Consider the following 19,493-nt stretch of genomic DNA (forward strand, 5'->3'; position numbering starts at 1 on the left):
GTGAGTTGGGCGGTCAGCCCCTATCTTGCGTCCGTGCGGCAGGGGATACGGGTCGTGGTGCAGGGGCGCAGCTCGCGGAGGCGGGCCGGGCTCGCTCATGGGCTGTGGGCCGCGGCCGAGATCGCCGTCACCCTCGGCGTCGTAGTGCTGCTCCTCGTCGTACACCAGCTGTGGTGGACCAACCGGCAGGCCCGGGAGGGGGCCGAGCACAAGGTGCAGGCCATGGAGCGGGAGTGGGGAGTGCCTGCTGCCAGGTTGCCCGGCCCGGTGGAGTCCGGGGCCGAGACCGAGCCGGCCGAGACCGAGCCGACTGTGGGCGGCACCGCGACTGGCGAGAGCCGCGACCGGTCCGCCGCGCAGAACTCCGCTCCCCGCTGGGACCAGGCCTACGCCATCCTCCGGGTCCCCCGCCTCGGCGTCGTCGCACCCGTCGCGCAGGGGATCGGGAAGAGGGGGGTCCTCGACAAGGGCTACGTCGGCCACTACCCCGGGACCGCGCAGCCCGGCGAGGCCGGGAACTTCGCCGTCGCCGGGCATCGCAACACCCACGGCGAGCCCTTCCGCCACATCAACCGGCTGCGGGGCGGGGACGAGGTGCGGGTGGAGACGAGGGAGGGGGTGTACCTGTACGTGATCGACGCCTCGCCGGCGCAGACCTCTCCCCGTGATACGGGGGTGATCGCGCCCGTACCGCGCAGCCTCGTCAAGCCCTCCGCCGGGTACAGCGAGCCCGGCCACTACCTCACCCTCACGACCTGCACGCCCGAGTTCAGCTCGAAGTACCGCCTTGTCGTATGGGGCAAGCTCAGCTCCATGCGGCCGCGCTAAGCTCTGCTGAGTCGAACGGCGACGTGAGGAGAGGAGGCGGGCATGGACAGGCTGAGGCCGATGCAGCTGCTGCGTCCCGCCGCGCTTCTGTTCCTTCTTCTCGTCGAAGTCCTGATCATCGACGGCGGCAGCCTCTCCGCCGCCCTCGCGCTCGCCGCGACAGCCACCGCCGCGGCCGGGTCGGCGCTCGTCTTCTGCGCCGTCATCAGCGCGCGTTGCGCGCCCGCCGTGCCGCGCACCCGGGTCCGCACCGCCATCCGCGACCGTGAGCAGCGCACCGCGTTCCTGCCGCAGCGCGATCCCGATGCGAAGGGGCGGACCAGGCCCCGAGCGCCCGGCCGTGCCCTCCTGACGGCCGCGTAGGGGAAACCGCACTTCTCGTACACACCCCTCGCGGGTCGTCATGCCGCCATGTCCTCATTCCGGCACGACGAGACCCCCGGAGGGCTCACCCATGTCGATCTTCGCCAGCCTGGTCGCGCATCTCGCCGACCTCCTTCAGCCGCTGTTCCACACGTCAGCCACCGCCGCCGCGATCGTCGTCTTCACCGCACTCGTACGGCTCGCCGTCCACCCCCTCTCACGGGCCGCCGCCCGCGGCCAGAAGGCCAAGGCCAGGCTCTCGCCGCAGATCGCCGAGCTGCGCACGAAGCACGCCAAGAACCCCGAGCGCATGCAGAAGGCGCTTCTGGAGCTGCATGCGAAGGAGCAGGTCTCGCCGCTGTCCGGCTGCCTGCCGAGTCTGCTGCAGCTGCCGGCGTTCTTTCTGATGTACCACCTCTTCTCCAGCTCGCGGATCGGTGGCGAGCCGAACGGTCTGCTCACGCACACCCTCTTCGCCGCGCCGCTCGGCGACCGCTGGACCGACGCCCTCGCGCACGGCGGGGTCTTCGGCGGGGCGGGGACGGTGTACGCGGTGCTCTTCGCGGTTGTCGTGGCCGTGGCTACGTTCAACTACCGGCGTACGAAGCGGCAGATGGCGGCCGCGCCGCTGCCCCAGGCGGGCACGCCCGGGATGGGAGCGATGACGAAGATCATGCCGCTGCTCTCCTTCGCCACGCTCTTCACCGTGGCCGTGGTGCCGCTCGCCGCCGCGCTCTACGTCGTCACCAGCACCACCTGGACGGCCGTCGAGCGCGCGTTCCTGTATCGGGACATGCCGACCGCGGGAGCGCTCACTACTGCCGCGTAACGGTCCAGGTTGTGAACGGGGTCTTGCAGAGTGGTCCCATGTCTTGGAGGATCAGCCAATCCTCCGAACCTCCCGATGGCCGCTACCCATCGACCGGGCTCGCACTCGACCAGGGGAGACAGACCATGAAGCTGCTGCGTGTCGGCACGGCGGGCGCCGAGCGACCCGCCCTGCTCGACCAGGACGGGACGACGCTGCGCGACCTGTCCGGCCTTGTCGCGGACATCGACGGGGAGCTGCTCGCCGACGCCGCCGCCCTGGCCCGGATACGGGCCGCGGCGGACGCCGGCGAGCTGCCCGTGCTGGAGGCCGACGGTCTGCGGACCGGGCCGCCGCTCGCCCGTATCGGCAAGGTCGTGTGCATCGGGCTGAACTACCACGACCACGCGGCCGAGACCGGCGCGGATACGCCGGCCGAGCCGGTCGTCTTTTTCAAGGCGGCCGACACGGTGGTCGGGCCGTACGACACCGTGCTGGTGCCGCGCCGCAGCCGCAAGACCGACTGGGAGGTCGAGCTCGCGGTGGTCATCGGGCGTACGGCCCGCTATGTGGCGGACGACGAGGATCCGCTGACGTATGTCGCGGGGTACGCGGTCTCGCACGACGTCTCGGAGCGGGAGTTCCAGATCGAGCGCGGCGGCACCTGGGACAAGGGCAAGAACTGCGAGACCTTCAACCCGCTGGGCCCGTGGCTGGTGACGGCGGACGAGGTGCCGGACCCGCAGGCGCTGAGCCTGAAGCTGTGGGTGAACGGCGAGCTCAAGCAGAACGGCACGACGGCGGACCAGATCTTCCCGGTGGCCGAAGTCGTGCGGTACGTCAGCCAGTTCATGACGCTGTACCCCGGTGATGTGATCAACACGGGGACGCCGGCGGGGGTGGCGCTGGGCCGGCCCGAGCCGAAGCCGTTCCTGCGGGCCGGGGATGTGGTGGAGCTGGAGGTCGACGGGCTCGGCCGACAGCGCCAGGAGCTCAAGGACGCGTAGCGCCACGGTGACGCGCGTTGTACGCCGTGCGTAGGTGAAGTGGTGCGGCCCGCCCCCTGACCAGTGGGACGCACCCTTCATCTCTTGGGGTCACACATTGGGATTCCAATGGCTTCCCGTCGGAACCCTACGGCGGGTGACGGACCTGCTCAGCGATCTGCAGTGAACCTTTCCAGCGCCTCGACCACCATCGCGTGGTCGTCGAGCTGAGGGAGGCCCGAGACCGTGATGGTGCCGACGACGCCCACCGCCTTGATCCTGATCGGGAACGAGCCGCCGTGGGCCGCGTAGGTGTCCGGGTCGAGACGGGAGTCCGTCTCGAACGTCCTGCCCTTGGCCCGGAAGCGGCTGCCGACAAGGAGCGAGCTCTCGCCGTAGCGCTCGACGACCCGGCGCTTGAGGTCGATCCAGGCGTCGTTGTCCGCGCTCGAACCCGGCAGCGCGCAGTGGAAGAGCTGCTGCGGCCCGCGGTGGATGCCGATCGCGACGGGAGCCTCGCGCAGGCGGGCCATCTCGACGAGCAGGCTGCCCAGCGCCCACGCGTCGTCGTGCGTGAACCGGCGCAGCGTCAGACGGGCTTCCTGCGCTTCGAGTTCGGCGATCTCGGGGCCGGCCGGGGCGCTCACAGCGTCACCGTGATTCCCTCGCGGGCGGACCGGCGGGCCGCCTCCAGGACTTCGAGCGTGGCCGCGGCCTCGTGGGCGGTGACCGGGTTCTCGCCGTTGCCGCGCAGGGCCGCGGCGATCGCCTCGTAGTACGCCGGGTAGTCGCCCGGCACCGTCTCGACCGGGCGGCCGCCGCCGGTCGGCGGGGACTCCCCGGCGCCGATCCGGCCCCACAGCGACTCGGGCTCGGTGCCCCACCTCTCGCCGGTCCGGTCGGTCCTGTCGGGGGACGGGCGCTTGCCGTCGCGCAGGGCGGCTTCCTGCGGGTCGAGTCCGTGCTTCACATATCCGGCGCTGGTGCCCAGTACCCGGAAGCGCGGGCCGAGTTGTGCGGTGACGGCGCTGACGTACAGGTGCGAGCGGACGCCGTTCGCGTGGGTGAGCGCGAAGAAGGTGTCGTCGTCGGCCTCGGCGCCCGGGCGGCGTACGTCCGACTCGGCGTAGACCTGCACGGCCGGGCCGAACAGGGCCAGCGCCTGGTCGACGACATGGCTGCCCAGGTCGAACAGCAGACCCCCGATCTCCTGCGGGTCGCCCGACTCGCGCCAGCCGCCCTTGAGCTGCGGCCGCCACCGCTCGAAGCGGGACTCGAAGCGCAGTACGTCGCCGAGCTCGCCGTCCGCGATGAGCCGGCGGACGGTGAGGAAGTCGTTGTCCCAGCGGCGGTTCTGGAAGACCGAGAGGAGCAGTCCGCGCTCCTCGGCGAGGGCCGCGAGCTCGCGCGCCTCGGCCGCCGTGCCCGCGATCGGCTTGTCCACGACGACCGGGAGGCCTGCCTTGAGTGCGGCGGTGGCGATCGGGACATGAGTCTTGTTGGGGGAGGCGATCACGATGAGATCGAGCTCGTCGGCGCGGGGCCAGAGCTCGTCGGGCGTGGCCGCGATGCGTACGTCGGGGAACTCGGCGCGGGCCTGCTCCTGCCGCTCCGGGTTCGAGGTGACGACCGTGTCGAGGACGAGGCCCTGGGTGGCGGCGATCAGCGGGGCGTGGAAGACGGAGCCCGCGAGGCCGTAGCCGACGAGTCCGACGCGGAGGGGGATGCCGGTGCCAGTCATGCTCTCCACTTAAGCAACGGTGTTGCCAAAGTGCAAGCGAAGGGGAGAATGGGCGTGTGAAGGGAAGCAATGGCGGGGCGAAGGGGAGGAGCCGGGTGACCAGGGCGACGAGGGTGACCGGGGCGAATCCCGCGGCTCTGCGCAGCCACAACGCTGCGCTGGTGCTGGATCTGCTGCGTACGGCGGGGGAGGACGGCATCAGCCGGCTCGAGCTGGCCGGGCGCACCGGGCTGACTCCACAGGCGGTCAGCAAGATCACGGCGCGGCTGCGGGAGGAGGGCCTGGTGGCGGACGCGGGCCGCCGCGCCTCGACCGGCGGCCGTCCGGGCACGGCGCTGCGACTGGTGCCGTCGGCGGGGCATGCGGTGGGGCTGCACCTGGACCGGGACGAGCTGACGGTGATGCTGGTGGACCTGGCGGGGGCGGTGGTGGGCATCCGGGTTGCTCCGCTGGACCTCGGGGCGGGGGCGGCAGCGGTGGTCGCGATGGTCGCCGCCGAACTGGAGGCGCTCCCGGCAGGTGACCTGCGCGTACTCGGTGTCGGTGTCGCCATGCCCGGGCCCCTCGATCACTCCTCCGGCGTCACGCATCGCGTCACCGGGTTTCCCGAGTGGGACGGATATCCCCTCCGGGACGCGCTCGCCGCGCGGCTCGGGCTGCCCGTCGCGCTCGACAAGGACACCAATGCCGCCGCCCTCGGGCTCGCCCTGCGCGGCAGCGGGGACTCGTTCGCGTATCTCCATCTCGGGACGGGGCTCGGCGCCGGGCTTGTGCTCGGTGGGGTGCTCTACCGAGGCGCCCGCACCGGCGCCGGTGAGTTCGGGCACCAGGTTATTCAGCTCGACGGGCCCGAGTGCAGCTGCGGCAGGCGGGGCTGTATCGAGGCGATCTGTCTCGCGGCAGTCGGCCGTGGCGAGATGGACCGTGCCGCCCGCGTACTCGGCATCGGCGCCGCGAATCTCGTCGAGTTGCTCGACATCGACCGGGTGCTGCTCGGCGGACGGGTCGTCGCCGCGGACGCCGAACCCTTCGTACGCGGAGTCGGCGAGCGGGTCCGCATCCCCGTCGATCTCGCCGACGGCGCGGCGAACCTCGTCGCCGAGGGCGCGGCGCAACTTGTCCTCGCGCCCCTGTTCGGGCGCACTGAAAATACGCTGATAGGGCGGAGTTCCGTGGCTGATCGGGAGTAGGACGGGCGTGGCGCCGCGTACGGCCGCGCGCGCGTGGCAGCTTCTCGAGAACGCAGCCGAGCCGTCCGAGCAGCAAAGGTCCCCCATGCGACGCCGCAATGCCCTCGCCCGCAATGCCCTGGCAGTCGGAGTCACCGCAGCCACGATCGCGCCCGCTGCGCTCACCGGACCGGCGGCGACGGCGGCCACCGTGACCGCCCGTGCCGCCGCGGACACCATCGCCAGGCCCGCGGCCGCACCGGCGAACGCGAAGACGGCCCCCGCGGCCGGACCGGCGACCGCCGCGCCGGCCCCCGACGCGGCCGCATCCGGCTCGACCGCCCCGACGCCACTGCCCCCGCCGCCCGGGAACCGGCAGCCCGTCTGCGGCCGGGCCGCCAGCTCCGACTTCCCGATCGACACCCGTATTCACGGCGGCCCCACCGTCCACCGGCCCGGCGGCGGCTACGAGGAGTGGTCCGTCGATCTCGCCAACACCACCGGCGAGATCTGCCGCAACATCTACCCGGTGATCGTCTTGACCGGCCGCGACCCCGGTCTCACGCAGCCCAGGATCACCCTGGAGTTCTACGACACCCAGGCGGACCGCTGGCGTCCTGCCACCGTGGAGACCACCGCGGAGGACGAGGTCGTCGGCGTACTCGACGACAGCGGCGGCCACGGCCGTGACGGCCGCAGTGGCGGTATCGGCCGCTTCCCCGGCTTCGTCGTCCCCGCCCGCGCGTCCGTCACCGTCACCGTCCGGCTCGCGCTCGCCGCCGACACCCCGCCCAACCAGGTCACCGTGAACGCCGCGATCGTCCAGCGGCACGGCGACGACGGCGACTGGATCGGGGAGTCCGGCGACTACCGCTTCGCCGTGCTCGACGACGAGGGGCCCGGCGCCACCGTCACCCTCGAAGAGCTCGCCACCACCGGCACCGGCTCCCTCCTCCGCCTCGGCGTCGCCTTCGGCGCGGTCCTGCTGGGCGGCGCAGCCCTCCTGCTCGCGTCCCGGCGGCTGCGCACGGGGCGCCGCTGATCGTTCACGCCCCACCCGCAGCCGGTGGGGTCACCGAGGCAGGGACGGTCGCAGGGTCAACAGTGATCGGCGGGGTCAGGGTCACGGCTTCCTGACTAGGCTGAGGTCGTCGTCGCCACAGCGTTGTCGCGGCGCGCCCAGCACACCGCGTACGGCAGGAGTCCGCCCTCATGGCAGAGCGCAAGCCGATCGAATCCTGGCTCACCGACATGGACGGTGTCCTCATCCACGAGGGCGTACCGATCCCGGGCGCCGACGCCTTCATCAAGAGGCTCCGGGAGGCCGAGAGGCCCTTTCTGGTGCTGACCAACAACTCCATCTACACCGCACGCGACCTGCACGCCCGGCTGGCCCGGATGGGGCTCGACGTCCCCGTGGAGAACATCTGGACCTCGGCGCTCGCCACCGCCCAGTTCCTGGACGACCAGCGCCCGGGCGGCACGGCGTACGTCATCGGCGAGGCCGGGCTCACCACCGCCCTGCACGACATCGGCTATGTCCTCACCGACCACGAGCCGGACTATGTCGTCCTGGGCGAGACCCGGACGTACAGCTTCGAGGCACTCACCAAGGCCATCCGGCTGATCAACGCGGGAGCCCGGTTCATCGGCACCAACCCGGACGAGACCGGTCCGAGCCCGGAGGGCCCGCTGCCCGCCACCGGCTCGGTGGCGGCACTGATCACCAAGGCGACCGGCAAGGACCCGTACTTCGCGGGCAAGCCGAACCCGCTGATGATGCGGACCGGGCTGAACGCCATCGGGGCGCACTCCGAGACCAGCGCGATGATCGGGGACCGGATGGACACGGACGTGCTGGCGGGGCTCGAGGCGGGAATGGAGACGTTCCTGGTGCTCACGGGGCTGACGACGCCCGCGGACGTCGACAAGTACCCGTTCCGCCCGTCCAAGGTCGTCGACTCGATCGCCGACCTCGTCGACCGCGTCTGACCGACCGGGTCCGAGCCGCTTGGTCCGACGGGCCGGGTCGGATCGACCCGCGTCCGACCGGCCGCGTCCGGCCGACCTCATTCGGCTCACCGTATTTGGGCATGTCAGGGGCCCGTACGGACGACCGGGCCGCCTCTGCGGATGCGAAAACGGCCCGCAAGCGTGAATCTTTTGGATATCAGGAGGTTTACGATGCGTGCAGTTTTGATTGCTCTCCGTGCCGCAGGGGCGGCCGCCGTACTCGTCCTGGCGCCCACCGCCACCGGTGCGTACGCCGACGAATCCGTGCGGGCCACGGTCGCCCCGGCGGTCCCCGGGGGCGAAGTGGAGATCCACGTCCAGGGCTGCAGGGGCACGACCGGGGCCGTCATGTCCCAGGCCTTCGTGGCGGACGCCGAGCTCTCCGGCCGGCAGGGCTCCGAGCTCTTCGCCGAGACGACCGTGAAGTCCAACGCGGGCCCCGGTACCTACGACGTCAGCGTCACCTGCGACGGCCGGGACCACGCCGCATCGGGCCGCGCCCAGGTCGTACGCAATCTGCCGACCAAGGCGCCCGCGCACGAGCCGACGGACCTGCGCACCCCCGTCGCGCCGGTCCGCGCGGGCGGCGGCGGCGCGGCCGCTCTCGCCGCGCACGATGCTCATGGCGCCCGTGGCGCGGCGGACCCGGCCGAAGCGGGACCGGGCACCGGGCATGCCGTGATGGGCCTCGTCCTCGCGGGCGTGGCAGCACTCGCCGTGGGCTTCCGCAGCTCACGGCTCCGGCGGACGGACACGGACTGACATGTCCGCCGCCGATCGCCCGGCGGGGACCGGCCGGCTGCTCGCGGGAGTGGCCTGGGCGGTACTCCTGCTCGGGCTGTGGTTCTGGGGCCGGGAGATCACCGACGGCCCCGGCGGCACCTCCGCGCCCACCACCGGCGACGTGGCGGCGGTCGGGCGGCCGCTGGGGGTCCCGCTGCCACCCGCGCACGATCCGCTGCGGCCCGCACCGCCGCAGCGGGTGGACATCCCGTCGATAGGGATCACCGCCCCGGTCGTGCCCCGCGGCCTGGACGCAAGCGGCGCGGTCGACCCGCCCCCGTACTCGACGCCGCACACGGTCGGCTGGTTCGGCAGCGGTACGCAGCCGGGGGCGACGGGCACGGCACTGCTGGTCGGCCACGCCGACACCGAGACCAAACCGGCCGTCTTCTTCGGACTGAGCTCCGCCCGTCCCGGCGAGAAGGTCAAGGTGACCAGGGCCGACGGCTCGGTCGCCGAGTTCACCATCGACGACGTCCAGGTCTTCGACCGGGAGCGCTTCGATCCGCAGAAGGTCTACGGCCCGCGCAAGGACGGCCGGGCGGAGCTGCGGCTGATCACCTGCGGCGGTTCCTTCGACCGCGCGACGCGCACGTACACCGCGAATGTGGTCGTGTCGGCGTATCTGACCGCTGTGCGGAACTGAGTGTGCAACGACATCGCCTGCCCGGCGACCTGGCCCGGCCGACGACCCGCTCCCCCTGAAGCCGCCGGCCGAACTGGTCCTCCACCGCGGGCCGCCCTCGGGCTGCGGGAGAAGTCCGGCGCCGACACGGGAGGTCGATGTGGTCGCTGCGGCGCCGGGGATCGAAGCTGATGCCGCCACTGTAGAGCGGTCAACGAGCCCGGCCTAGAGGGAGGATGACGCGACGTCGCGCAGTCGTCGCCCTCAGTTCCCGAACAGAGAGTGGCATCCGGTCGAGTGAGTCAGGACGGGTGTGCCAGGATGGATTCGACCGGTCTTGTCCGGGACCGGCCCTCTGGGTGCGGCTCGGACTCAGTGCGCCCAAGGGGGAGTGGATGTACGGGAGCCGCACCGGGCGTGCCCGGCTGTGCATAGCCGTGACGGGGGCGGCGGTGCTGCTGCTGCTGGCAGGCTGTTCCTCCGACGACGGCAACGACGGGAAACCGGCGGTCAGTCAGCAGCCCAAGGAGTCCGACCCGTACTGGGTCAACCCCGACGGGAGCGCCGCCAAGCAGGTCGCCGCCTATCTGAAGGACGGCGACGACAAGAAGGCCGAGCTGGTCAAGAAGATTGCCGAGCAGCCGGTCGGCGAGTGGATCGGCCCGGACAACCCGCAGGAAGAGGCCAAGGGTTTCACCGAGGCGGCCGCGAAGGCGGACCGGGACGCGCTGCTGGTGCTCTACAACATCCCGCACCGCGACTGCGGACAGTTCTCCAAGGGCGGTGCCGCCGACGGCGATTCCTACCGTGCCTGGGTCGACAAGGTGGCCAAGGGCATCGGCGACCGGCGGGCCACGGTGATCCTGGAGCCGGACGCGCTACTGCACCTGGTGGACACCTGCACGCCCCAGGAGTTCCACGAGGAGCGGTACGACCTGCTCAAGGGCGCCGTCGAGCGGCTGAAGCAGCAGCCGAACACCAAGGTGTACGTGGACGCGGGCAATGCCGGCTGGTCGCACCCCGACGCGCTCTTCGAACCGCTCCGGCGGGCGGGCGTCGACAAGGCGGACGGCTTCTCCGTCAATGTCTCCAACTTCTTCGCGACGGCCGCGAGCAAGGACTTCGGCAAGAAGCTCTCCGCGAAGGTCGGCGGCAAGCACTTCGTCGTCGACACCAGCCGCAACGGCAACGGCCCCTACACCGGTGGCGATCCGAAGGAGAACTGGTGCAACCCGCCGGGCCGCGCGCTCGGCGAGGCACCGACCTCCGAGACGGGTGACCCGGTGGTCGACGCGTATCTGTGGGTCAAGCGGCCGGGCGAGTCGGACGGGGAGTGCCGTGGGGGGCCGCGGGCGGGAAAGTGGTGGCCGGAGTACGCGCTCGGCCTGGCGCGCGGGTCGAAGTAGGCACGGGGTGAGGGGGTCCGGGGCTCCGCCCCGGACCCCCGAACGCGACCTTCGGCCGCCTGTCCTCAATCGCCGGACGGGCTTGACTGTCCGGCCCGAACGTCAAGTTCGGCCCGGCACATCAAGCCCCGTCGGCGTTTGAGGGGTAGGGGTCTCCCCACGCCCGCAGGGCGCCGGGGGAGGAGCCCCGGTTACGGGATGGGGGTACTCCCCCTGGCTGCGCCGGGGGCACCCCCACCCGGGCGAAGCTCTGGCGGGAGGGCGGGGTGGGGAACGGTCAGGGGACCTCGACCCACACGCCCTCGGACGGCGTGCCCTTGTCGTCCGTCACGAACAGCATGTACCAACCGGACGGCACCAGCGCCCGGTTCTTCGGCACCGTGACCTCGATGCCGTCCGCCGTCTTCTTCATGTCCAGCGCGATGGAGCGCTGATCCGTGTCCGTCACATGGGTGACGGCGCTGGGCCGCATCAGCTTCGCCGTCTTCACCGTGCCCTCGGTCTTGACCTTGAACGACCCCGATTCCCCGCGCTCGATGGCCTTCGGACCGCCGCTCACGACCGGCTTGGAGTCCCGGTAGAGATACGGCGGGGTGTAGATCTCGATGCGCTGCTCGAAGACGCCCGGCTTGGTGTTGGCGTCGTCCGCGAAGAGTGAGTCCGAGCCGAAGATCATGACCCGGCCGTCGGGGAGCAGTACCGAACCCGAGTGGTAGTTGCGCCCCACCTGCGGGTCGGCGACCCGCTTGTACGTGCCCGACTTCGGGTCGTACGTACGCGCCTGGAGGACATTGGAGCCGCCGCGCCCGCGGTAGTCCGAGGAGCCGCCGGTGACCAGGACGGAGTCGTCCGGCAGCAGCGACGCGCTCGGGTAGCGCGTGCCCTTCTCCAGGGAGGCGCCGTCCTTGAAGCGGGGGTTGTCCTGCTTGAGGTCCACCAGACGGGACTTCTCGCTGGCCTTCTCGGACTCGCCGACCCCGCCGCCGCCGATCACCATGAACCGCTGGTCCTGGGCGGGCGGCAGCATCACGGTCGCGGACGTCTCCAGCCTGTCGGGGTCGCTCAGGCCGGGGATCTTGTCGAACTTGTTCGTCCCCAGATCCCAGACGCCCGGGTCACGGCCGACGGTGGCGGGTCCGTACCCGGCGTTGGAGCCGGAGTAGAAGAGCTTGCCGTTGTCCATCAGGAAGATCGCCGGGTAGGTGGGGAACTTCCTGATGATCCCGGTGTACTTCCAGGTCTTGGTCTTCGGGTCGTAGATCTCGTCCTTGCCGGGGACGATCTGGCCGATCTCGTCCAGGCCGGAGAGCGCGAGGACCTTGCCGTTCTTGAGGGTGGTCAGCGTCGGGTACCAGCGGGCCTCGTTCATCGGGTCGACGGTGATGTACTTCTCCGCCACCGGGTCGAACTCGTAGGCCTCCTTGATGCCCTGGAAGTCCTTCTTGTCGAGCGCGAGCTTCTGCGCGATGCCGTAGACGTTGCGGGCGTCGGAGCCCGTGAGGCCCTGCACCCGGTAGTTGTCCTCGGTGCCGGTCTCGTACTCCTTGCCGGACTCCTCGGCCTCGACATAGATCCGGCCGAGGCCGGGGTCGTTGCGCAGGAACTTGCCGGTCTTCTTGTCGAAGACCTTGGTCGCCTTCTCCACCAGGACCGGGTCCTTGGAGACGAAGGTCTTGCCGTTCTCCTTGCCGGTGAACTTGGTGCCCGCGGGCAGGGTCTTGGGCTCGTCCGGGTCCTCGTTGTGCACGACCATCAGGCCGCCGGCCTTGGTGATGTCGCCCTGGAGCTTCTCGTACCGCTTGGTGCCGCCCGCGATCAGCAGCTTCCCGTCGGGCAGTTGGGTGTGCCCGGCGCAGAACATGTCCTTGGGCGTGGGGATCTTCTTGAACTCATTGGTCTTCGGATCCCACAGCACCGACTCGAACTTCTTCGCGTCGAAGTTCTTCTGGTTGTTGCCCGAGCCGGCGACCAGCAGCACCTTGCCGGTGTGCAGCAGCGCGGCATGGATGCTGTTGATCTTGTACTCGTCAGGGACCGTCAGATAGTCCCAGTGGCCGTTCGCGGCCTTGTACTCCGGCTTGTTGATCTTGTAATCGTGGTACTGCTCCGAGCCGAAGTGCCACATGGCGGGGCCGTTGAACCCGGCCACGGCGACGACCACCGCCGCGCCTATCGCTATCCGACGGGCGCGGTTCTTCCGGTAGTTCGGCCGGACGGGCAGCGTGCTCATTTCTTACGTCCCCCAAGGGCGATCTGCATGGTCTCTTCTGCGGTGGCGCTGGGCAGCTGCTGCGGCACAGGCGCCGGCGCCTGCTCGGCCGGCGGCTGCTCGCCGCCGGACCGCTTTCTGCGCTTCTTCTTCTCCGTGCGTATGCCGTGCCGCCAGGCGAAGATCGGCGCCGCCGTGATCAGCAGCGCCAGCGAGGCCCAGGTGACCATCGCCGGGTGGCTGTGCCCGTTGAAGAACGAGGCGGCCATCGACCCGCCGAAGACGAGGATGAAGAAGAGATGGATCCGGAAGGTGCCGAAGAGGGTGTCCGGGCTGGACGAGTCGCCCTTGGGGGTCACGACGAACTTGCTCTTGCGGCGCAGTACGGCGTCCATCAGGGAGCGTGCGTAGATCGGCGCGGAGAGCGCGGACATCACCATGCCCGCGAGTCCGCCGGAGCCCTCGGGCTCGTGCGGCGACACATTGTGGCGGCGGTTCCAGATGTAGAGGCCGATCTGGAGGGCCGAGGCATTGCCGTACAGCATCATCCAGATCGCCGGGTCGATCTGCACACCCGAAGCGCCCATGCCCAGGAACAGTGCACAGCTCAGCGCCGCCAGAATCCAGTTGAGGGCGGACATCGGGTAGAAGATGATCATCATCGTGTAGTTGAAGAGCTTGCCCGGGGGCAGTGAGGAGAAGCCCTTCCAGTACTGCTTGAGGATCGTCTCGTACGTGCCCCTGGACCAGCGCAGCTGCTGGGTGAAGAAGTCGGTCCAGGCCGAGGGGCCCTCGCCGACGGCCAGTACGTCCGGGGTGTAGACCGAGCGCCACTTGTTGCCGGTCCCGGGGTTCTTGGCCCGGTGCATCTCGAAGCCGGTCGCCATGTCCTCGGTTATGGAGTCGTAGAGACCGCCGATCTGCTGGATCGCCTTGATCCGTACGGCGTTGGAGGTGCCGACGAACATCGGCGCGCCGTAGCGGTTGCCCGCGCGCTGGATCAGCGCGTGGAAGAGGAACTGCTGGGACTCGGCGGCCTTGGTGACGAAGGTGTCGTAGTTGCCGTACACCTGCGGGCCTATGACGAAGCCCACGTCCGGGTCGCGGAAGTAACCGAGCATCCGCTCCAGATAGTTGGGCAGCGGCACATGGTCGGTGTCGACGGAGGCGAAGAAGTCGTAGTTGCCGCCGTGCGCCTGGAGCCAGGCGTTGTAGTTGCCGTGCTTCGTCTTGGCCCGGTGCGCGCCCTTGGCCTGGTTCCAGTGCGGGACTCCCTTGCGGGAGAAGTGGTGGACGCCGAGCCGTTCGCACACCTCCTTCACGGCGGGATCGTCGCCCTCGTCGAGCAGCCAGACGTGCATCAGCCCGCGGTGGCGGATCCTGACGGCCGCCTCCAGGGTCTTCGTCACCATCTCCAGGGGCTCCTTGCCCGGGACGAAGGAGGTGAGGAAGGCGACCTTGGTGCCGCTCTCGGGCACCACGGGGACGGGGTCGCGCGCCACGAGCGTGGCGTGCGCGTTCGACAGGACGTTCATCGTGCGGAAGAGCTCGATCAGGCCGATCGAGACGAGCATGACGATGTCGAGGATGAGCAGCGTGTCGTTCTTGAGGTTCGGGTCGCGCTCGGTCCAGTGTTCGGGCTGCATCAGCCAGGCGAACAGGCCGAGGGACACCAGCGGCGCGGCCCCGAGCAGCAGGGCGGCCCGGACGCGGTGCGGCTCCTGTGAGAGCAGGGAGCGGTACTGCACGGTGTACGGCTTGCTCGGGTCGGGCTGGGTGAGGGGGCCGGCGAGACGGCTGTAGTGCTCGTAGTCGTACCGGGGCAGCGCCTTCTTGGGGCGGAGCCGGTGGCCTGCCGTGCGCACGTTCGCCGGTATCCGGAGCTGGGTCGTCCGGGAAGGGTCGTTGGGCTGCCGGGCGCCGTCTGGCGTCGACGTCATGAGTCATCCCCCCGCACGCATGGTGTGTGCGTGTGATGTGGTCGGTCGTTAATCGTCCTGACCGCGGTCCCCTCGACCTGCTGCCGTGGACACATGAGTGGCGGGCCACCGTCCGTACAGACACGAAACAGTCACCCGTCGGTTGCATCATGCCCGTCACGTGTTCGGTTCGTGAAGGGGCCCCCGTCCCCGCGGTGCCGCAACGGGACAATGCCCTGGTACTACCCCCAACTACGCGAAATGGATGCCCCATTGAGGGCATTGGCTTCAGGATAGGTTCTACGACCCCAGCCGTGATCGCAAGGGTGGATCGGGCTGTTAACCGGTCATATGCACGATTTGAGGCACCCTTGCGTGAGGGGGCGTGCGGGTGCATGAGCGGCTGAAAATGACCGTATGTACGACCGAATGCGGCCCGGATGTACGACGAAGGCCCCCTCGCACCGGCGAGGGGGCCTTCGTTTTGCGTGCGCCGCCAGGGACTCGAACCCCGGACCCGCTGATTAAGAGTCAGCTGCTCTAACCAACTGAGCTAGCGGCGCCTGCTGACCTCGAGAACTCTACCGGACCGCGCGGAGTGCTCCTGACCATTATCTGACCGTTCCGGCCTGTCGAATCGTCTCTTATTACCGTAATTACGCCAAAATGCGATCGAAGGTGACAGTCAGCACAGTGACGAGGGGCCACGTATGACCGTGCCGGTATTCGAGGAGTTCGAACCAGCCGCCGACTGCGACTGCGCCGGGTGCGTCCAGCACCGCCGGGCCCTGGCCGCGGGAGAGCACCCCGCCGCGCACGGCTGCCGCCGGGCGCTTGTCCTGTTCACCGCGGCGGGCGTGGTGCTGGGTGGCGGCGGGGGAGTGGGCGCGGCGAGCGCGGTCGGCCACACGACCGGCCCGGCGGCCGGGCCCGTGCGTGTGGACCGCGGGGCAGCCGATCCGGGGCCCAGCGCCGAACAGGGCGTCACCGAGCAGGGCGGCGCCGGGCCGCTGCACGGGCCGTCGGGCGCGTCGGCCGCCACCGCGGCCACGCTGCGCACGACGACCCGGGCCCAGATCGTCAACCGCGCCAAGCGGTGGCTGAGTGCCAAGGTCCCGTACAGCATGGAGGACTACTGGTCCGACGGTTACCGCCAGGACTGCTCCGGCTATGTCTCGATGGCCTGGAACCTGGCCGGCAACGAATGGACCGGAAGCCTCGCGGACTTCGCCACCCGGATCACCCGCGAGGAGCTGCAGCCGGGCGACATCCTGCTCTTCCACAACCCGGACAACCCGACCAAGGGTTCGCACGTCACGATCTTCGGCGGCTGGGCCGATTACACCCACACCTACTACCTCGCATACGAGCAGGTGAAGCCGCACACCCGTAAGCAGGCCACACCCATGGGCTACTGGACCAACGCAGACCGCTATCTGCCCTACCGCTACAAGGGACTCGCCGGGGCGGCCATCACGAGCGGGACGGCCTCGACCGAGGGCGATCCGGACGGAACGGGATCGACCGAGGCCCAGCCGGACGGGGCGGCCTCGATCGGGACCCGTCCGGTCGGGAGTGATCCGGTCGGGAGTTATCCGGGTGGGGCGGCCTCGGCCGAGGCGTATCCGGGCCGGACGGCCTTCGAACCCGGCGCGGAGAGTACGTACGTCACCAGGCTCGGCGAGATGCTCGTCGCGCGCGGCGCCGAGCGCTTCTACCCCAAGGGGCCGGGGCCGCGGTGGGGCGAGGCGGAGCGGCTGGCCACCGAGGCCTTCCAGCTCGCCCAGGGCTGGCGCGGCACGGACGCGGACGGGCGACCGGGCCCGGAGACCTGGCGGCTGCTCGTGACCGGGCAGGGCAAGGACATCCCCGCGGCGGGCGTGGGCGAGCAAGGCGGTGCGAGTGCGGCGGTGCCGACCTACCCGGGGCGCGCGTACTTCAGACCGGGCCGCTCCAACGCGTACATCACCCAGCTCGGCCGGCAGCTGGTCGAGCGCGGCTACGGCAAGCACTACACATCGGTTCCCGGGCCGGCCTGGGGCGAGAAGGACCGGCGCAATGTCGAGGCCTTCCAGCGGGCCCAGGGCTGGCGCGGCGGCGCGGCGAACGGGATCCCCGGGCCCGAGACCTGGCGCCGGCTCTTCGGCTGAGCGTCCCGGGTCCGTTGCCCGGTCCGGTCCCTCTCCTCCATCCCGCTCCTCCGCTCCGTGCCGGCTCCCTCCACTCCGTCCCCGCTGCTCGATCCCGAACACCCTCGCGAGGTGAATCGAAATGAATCCCACCCCGTCGGAGACGGACGGCGGCGCCCCGGTCGACGGCCCGCGGCGCCACCCGGTCATCGCCCAGGAAGTGACCACCGAGATCCCGGTGCATCTCCTCTTCCGTGACGACGACTCCCCGCCGATCGCCCTGCCCACCGCCATCGTGGCGCGCCGGCAGGGCACCGGCGAGCAGCCGAGGATCGGGCGCAGGCCCGCGCCGCTGCGTCCGGCCGCCGCCCCGTCGCGGCCGGCGCCACCCGTGGACCCCGACCTGGTCGAGCGGGCCGCGGCCGCGCTGCCCGGCTGGACCGGGCTGGTCGCGGGGGCGTGCGCGCTCGGCGGGATCGGCGCGCTGCTGTGGGGGGCCGGGGCGGTGCCCGGCCCGGTGACGCGGCTGTTCGGGCTGACCTCGTATCCGTACGGCGGCATCGGGATCGGGCTGTGGTGTCTGCTCACGCTGGGCGTCGTCCTGGCGCTGTTCGCCTTCGGGGGGCTCGGCCGCGGCCGGGCCGGACACGCCTGGGTGCTCACGCTCTTCGGCGACTACCGGGGGAGCGTGCGGCGTACGGGACTGATCTGGGTCAGTCCGCTGGTGCTGCGCCGTCGGGTCGACGTGCGGCTGCGGCACTGGCGCAGCGAGCCGATGCCCGCGGTCGACGCGGACGGCACGGCGCTGCGCGTCGTCGTGCTCGTGGTGTGGCGGGTCAAGGACACCGCGCGGGCCGCGCTCGGCGTCGAGGACCACGAGGACTATCTGAGCGAGCAGGTCGAGGCTTCCATGGCGCGGGTGCTCTCGCAGCTGCCGGCCGACGCCTTCCACGAAGACGCGCCCACCCTGCGCAACGCGGAGGCGGTGGGCGGCGCGCTCACCCGGCTGCTGTCGGCGGAGTGCGCGCCGGTGGGGATCGAGGTGTTCTCGGCGCAGCCGACGGGGATCGAGTACGCGCCGGAGGTGGCGGCCGCGATGCAGCGCCGGCGGATCGCGGCGATCGACGCCAAGCACCGGGACAGCGTGCTGACTTCGGTGGTGGACGCGGTGAGCGACACGGTGCAGCGGCTGACCGCGTGCGGGCTCGTGGAGCTCGACGACTACGAGCGCAAGGCTCTGGTGAAGGACCTCACGGTCGCCTTCTACACCGGGCGCTCCGGGCCGGTGGAAGGTACGTGATTGGTCTGGACATGTTCAAGTTCCGTTAATACTCTGGGACTTGGTCTAGACCTGAATGTGTACCCCGCACGCGTGCAGCACGGCTCACCTGAACTCCCCCACGTTCTCCTGGAGCGAAGCATGCGCAAGAAAATAAGTGCGGCCGTGGTCGGCCTCGTCGTGGCGGGCACCACCGTGCTCGCGACCGGCAGCGCCAGCAGCCACGGCTACACCGACTCGCCCATCAGCCGCCAGAAGCTCTGCGCCAACCGCACGGTCGCCAACTGTGGCGAGATCATCTACGAACCCCAGAGCGTCGAGGGCCTCAAGGGCTTCCCGGCGGCGGGTCCGGCCGACGGAACGATCTGCGCCGGTGGCAACAGCCGCTTCGCGCAGCTCGACGACCCGCGCGGCGGCACCTGGCCCACCACCAAGGTCTCCTCGGGGCAGAACTACACCTTCCGGTGGCAGTTCACCGCCATGCATGCGACGACCGACTTCAAGTACTACATCACCAAGAACGGCTGGAACCCGAGCCAGAAGCTCACCCGCGCCTCGCTCGACTCGCAGCCGTTCCTGACCATCCCGTACAACGGCCAGCGCCCGCCGTCCACGCTCAGCCACTCCGGGACGCTGCCGTCGAAGTCCGGCCGGCATCTCATCCTCGCGGTGTGGACCGTGCATGACACCGGCAACGCCTTCTATGCCTGCTCGGATGTTCAGTTCTGACAGGTAGTCAGTTACCGTGCGGCGCCATGACGAGTACTGTCGCCGAGCTCGTACAGCGCCAGTGGGGCGATCACCGGGTGGGGCTGAGGGAGTCCGAACTCCTCCTCAGCCACCACCAGGTGGCCGCGGGCGCCGCCGCACGGGCCGCGCTCCTCGTGGACCTCGTGCCGCGCGGGGCGGAGCCACACCTCGGAGTGCGCTCGACACTCCCCCTACGCCCTGAGGGCGTGGGGGGACTCCCACCCCGGAGTTTCCCCTGTGGCTCAGCGCGGCGGCCCTGGCCGGGGCCGCCGTGGCAGGCATCAACCCGACCAGACGCGGGGCGGAGCCGGCCCGCGACATGGTGTATACCGACTGGCGGGTGCTGGTCACCGAACGCGCCCGACTTCCCCTCCTCGACGGGCTCGACCTGCCGGGGATCCGGGTACTGGTGACCGACACGGACTCCCCACCCGCCCCTTTACTGAACTGATTTCGTACGGGGACGCGTCTGTTTCAGGGCAAGT

At 70.5% G+C, this 19,493-nt stretch carries 17 protein-coding genes, 1 tRNA gene and 1 pseudogene; 14 read left to right on the forward strand and 5 right to left on the reverse strand.

Features of this window, described 5'->3' with window-relative positions; all coding sequences use genetic code 11:
• The first annotated feature begins 33 nt into the window (after nt 1-33).
• The 4 genes from ACQEVG_RS04535 to ACQEVG_RS04550 all read left to right on the forward strand — a co-directional run bounded on the left by ACQEVG_RS04535 (nt 34) and on the right by ACQEVG_RS04550 (nt 3,006).
• Nucleotides 34-828 (forward strand): class E sortase, encoded by a 795-nt coding sequence (locus ACQEVG_RS04535; protein ID WP_432977345.1) that lies wholly within the window; start codon nt 34-36, stop codon nt 826-828.
• A 42-nt stretch (nt 829-870) separates the two neighbouring features.
• The gene (locus tag ACQEVG_RS04540) at nt 871-1,191 is read left to right on the forward strand and encodes a DUF6412 domain-containing protein (RefSeq protein ID WP_360872601.1); all 321 of its coding nucleotides are present in this window, start codon (nt 871-873) and stop codon (nt 1,189-1,191) included.
• Between the two features lie 91 nt (nt 1,192-1,282).
• On the forward strand, nt 1,283-2,020 hold the full coding sequence (locus ACQEVG_RS04545; RefSeq protein WP_432977349.1) for a YidC/Oxa1 family membrane protein insertase: 738 nt from the start codon (nt 1,283-1,285) through the stop codon (nt 2,018-2,020).
• 125 nt (nt 2,021-2,145) lie between these two features.
• Nucleotides 2,146-3,006 carry a fumarylacetoacetate hydrolase family protein gene (locus ACQEVG_RS04550; protein ID WP_432977352.1) on the forward strand — a complete coding sequence of 287 codons (861 nt, stop codon included), beginning with the start codon at nt 2,146-2,148 and terminating at the stop codon, nt 3,004-3,006.
• Between the two features lie 149 nt (nt 3,007-3,155).
• On the opposite strand, the gene ACQEVG_RS04555 is transcribed toward ACQEVG_RS04550, so the two are convergent.
• Nucleotides 3,156-3,632, reverse strand: a complete 477-nt coding sequence (locus ACQEVG_RS04555; protein WP_432977355.1) for a heme-degrading domain-containing protein — start codon at nt 3,630-3,632, stop codon at nt 3,156-3,158.
• Nucleotides 3,629-4,726, reverse strand: a complete 1,098-nt coding sequence (locus ACQEVG_RS04560) for a Gfo/Idh/MocA family oxidoreductase (RefSeq protein WP_432985061.1) — start codon at nt 4,724-4,726, stop codon at nt 3,629-3,631. The genes ACQEVG_RS04555 and ACQEVG_RS04560 overlap by 4 nt, the downstream gene beginning before the upstream one ends.
• A gap of 95 nt (nt 4,727-4,821) precedes the next feature.
• On the opposite strand from ACQEVG_RS04560, the gene ACQEVG_RS04565 reads away from it, so the two are divergent.
• From ACQEVG_RS04565 to ACQEVG_RS04590, 6 genes are all read left to right on the forward strand, one after another.
• Entirely contained in the window at nt 4,822-5,916 is a 1,095-nt protein-coding gene (locus tag ACQEVG_RS04565) for an ROK family transcriptional regulator (RefSeq protein ID WP_432977358.1), read from the forward strand.
• Nucleotides 5,917-6,001: 85 nt separating this feature from the next.
• Nucleotides 6,002-6,937 (forward strand): hypothetical protein, encoded by a 936-nt coding sequence (locus ACQEVG_RS04570; protein WP_432977361.1) that lies wholly within the window; start codon nt 6,002-6,004, stop codon nt 6,935-6,937.
• Nucleotides 6,938-7,107: 170 nt separating this feature from the next.
• Nucleotides 7,108-7,887, forward strand: coding sequence for an HAD-IIA family hydrolase (locus ACQEVG_RS04575; protein ID WP_432977364.1), 780 nt, complete (start codon nt 7,108-7,110; stop codon nt 7,885-7,887).
• A 192-nt stretch (nt 7,888-8,079) separates the two neighbouring features.
• Nucleotides 8,080-8,670, forward strand: a complete 591-nt coding sequence (locus tag ACQEVG_RS04580) for a hypothetical protein (RefSeq protein ID WP_432977367.1) — start codon at nt 8,080-8,082, stop codon at nt 8,668-8,670.
• A 1-nt stretch (nt 8,671) separates the two neighbouring features.
• Nucleotides 8,672-9,337, forward strand: coding sequence for a class F sortase (locus ACQEVG_RS04585; protein WP_432977370.1), 666 nt, complete (start codon nt 8,672-8,674; stop codon nt 9,335-9,337).
• Between the two features lie 374 nt (nt 9,338-9,711).
• Entirely contained in the window at nt 9,712-10,722 is a 1,011-nt protein-coding gene (locus tag ACQEVG_RS04590; RefSeq protein WP_432977373.1) for a glycoside hydrolase family 6 protein, read from the forward strand.
• A gap of 277 nt (nt 10,723-10,999) precedes the next feature.
• Here ACQEVG_RS04590 and ACQEVG_RS04595 read toward each other — a convergent pair whose 3' ends face one another.
• The 3 genes from ACQEVG_RS04595 to ACQEVG_RS04605 all read right to left on the reverse strand — a co-directional run bounded on the left by ACQEVG_RS04595 (nt 11,000) and on the right by ACQEVG_RS04605 (nt 15,413).
• On the reverse strand, nt 11,000-12,952 hold the full coding sequence (locus ACQEVG_RS04595) for a galactose oxidase-like domain-containing protein (RefSeq protein ID WP_432977376.1): 1,953 nt from the start codon (nt 12,950-12,952) through the stop codon (nt 11,000-11,002).
• On the reverse strand, nt 12,949-14,871 hold the full coding sequence (locus ACQEVG_RS04600; protein WP_432977379.1) for a glycosyltransferase family 2 protein: 1,923 nt from the start codon (nt 14,869-14,871) through the stop codon (nt 12,949-12,951). Before ACQEVG_RS04600 ends, ACQEVG_RS04595 begins: the two co-directional genes overlap by 4 nt.
• A gap of 468 nt (nt 14,872-15,339) precedes the next feature.
• Nucleotides 15,340-15,413: transfer RNA gene (locus tag ACQEVG_RS04605), tRNA-Lys, on the reverse strand.
• Nucleotides 15,414-15,560: 147 nt separating this feature from the next.
• Between ACQEVG_RS04605 and ACQEVG_RS04610 the strand changes: the two genes are divergently transcribed.
• From ACQEVG_RS04610 to ACQEVG_RS04625, 4 genes and pseudogenes are all read left to right on the forward strand, one after another.
• Nucleotides 15,561-17,000 (forward strand): peptidoglycan-binding protein, encoded by a 1,440-nt coding sequence (locus ACQEVG_RS04610; protein WP_432977382.1) that lies wholly within the window; start codon nt 15,561-15,563, stop codon nt 16,998-17,000.
• A 121-nt stretch (nt 17,001-17,121) separates the two neighbouring features.
• A complete protein-coding gene (locus tag ACQEVG_RS04615) occupies nt 17,122-18,279 on the forward strand; it encodes an SPFH domain-containing protein (protein WP_432977385.1) in 1,158 nt (385 codons plus the stop codon).
• Between the two features lie 120 nt (nt 18,280-18,399).
• Nucleotides 18,400-18,987, forward strand: a complete 588-nt coding sequence (locus tag ACQEVG_RS04620; RefSeq protein ID WP_432977388.1) for a lytic polysaccharide monooxygenase auxiliary activity family 9 protein — start codon at nt 18,400-18,402, stop codon at nt 18,985-18,987.
• 26 nt (nt 18,988-19,013) lie between these two features.
• Nucleotides 19,014-19,435: pseudogene (locus ACQEVG_RS04625) on the forward strand (acyl-CoA synthetase); the annotation flags it as partial.
• Nucleotides 19,436-19,493: the final 58 nt, after the last annotated feature.

It is taken from the genome of Streptomyces sp. CA-135486, assembly GCF_050936555.1.
Lineage (GTDB): Bacteria > Actinomycetota > Actinomycetes > Streptomycetales > Streptomycetaceae > Streptomyces.

Excerpts from the sequence above, each read along its gene's own strand:
- ACQEVG_RS04540 (WP_360872601.1), top strand. The coding sequence starts at position 871 with ATGGACAGGCTGAGGCCGATGCAGCTGCTGCGTCCCGCCGCGCTTCTG.
- ACQEVG_RS04545 (WP_432977349.1), top strand. The coding sequence starts at position 1,283 with ATGTCGATCTTCGCCAGCCTGGTCGCGCATCTCGCCGACCTCCTTCAG.
- ACQEVG_RS04550 (WP_432977352.1), top strand. The coding sequence starts at position 2,146 with ATGAAGCTGCTGCGTGTCGGCACGGCGGGCGCCGAGCGACCCGCCCTG.
- ACQEVG_RS04560 (WP_432985061.1), bottom strand. The coding sequence starts at position 4,726 with ATGACTGGCACCGGCATCCCCCTCCGCGTCGGACTCGTCGGCTACGGC.
- ACQEVG_RS04570 (WP_432977361.1), top strand. The coding sequence starts at position 6,002 with ATGCGACGCCGCAATGCCCTCGCCCGCAATGCCCTGGCAGTCGGAGTC.
- ACQEVG_RS04575 (WP_432977364.1), top strand. The coding sequence starts at position 7,108 with ATGGCAGAGCGCAAGCCGATCGAATCCTGGCTCACCGACATGGACGGT.
- ACQEVG_RS04580 (WP_432977367.1), top strand. The coding sequence starts at position 8,080 with ATGCGTGCAGTTTTGATTGCTCTCCGTGCCGCAGGGGCGGCCGCCGTA.
- ACQEVG_RS04585 (WP_432977370.1), top strand. The coding sequence starts at position 8,672 with ATGTCCGCCGCCGATCGCCCGGCGGGGACCGGCCGGCTGCTCGCGGGA.
- ACQEVG_RS04590 (WP_432977373.1), top strand. The coding sequence starts at position 9,712 with ATGTACGGGAGCCGCACCGGGCGTGCCCGGCTGTGCATAGCCGTGACG.
- ACQEVG_RS04595 (WP_432977376.1), bottom strand. The coding sequence starts at position 12,952 with ATGAGCACGCTGCCCGTCCGGCCGAACTACCGGAAGAACCGCGCCCGT.
- ACQEVG_RS04600 (WP_432977379.1), bottom strand. The coding sequence starts at position 14,871 with ATGACGTCGACGCCAGACGGCGCCCGGCAGCCCAACGACCCTTCCCGG.
- ACQEVG_RS04610 (WP_432977382.1), top strand. The coding sequence starts at position 15,561 with ATGACCGTGCCGGTATTCGAGGAGTTCGAACCAGCCGCCGACTGCGAC.
- ACQEVG_RS04615 (WP_432977385.1), top strand. The coding sequence starts at position 17,122 with ATGAATCCCACCCCGTCGGAGACGGACGGCGGCGCCCCGGTCGACGGC.
- ACQEVG_RS04620 (WP_432977388.1), top strand. The coding sequence starts at position 18,400 with ATGCGCAAGAAAATAAGTGCGGCCGTGGTCGGCCTCGTCGTGGCGGGC.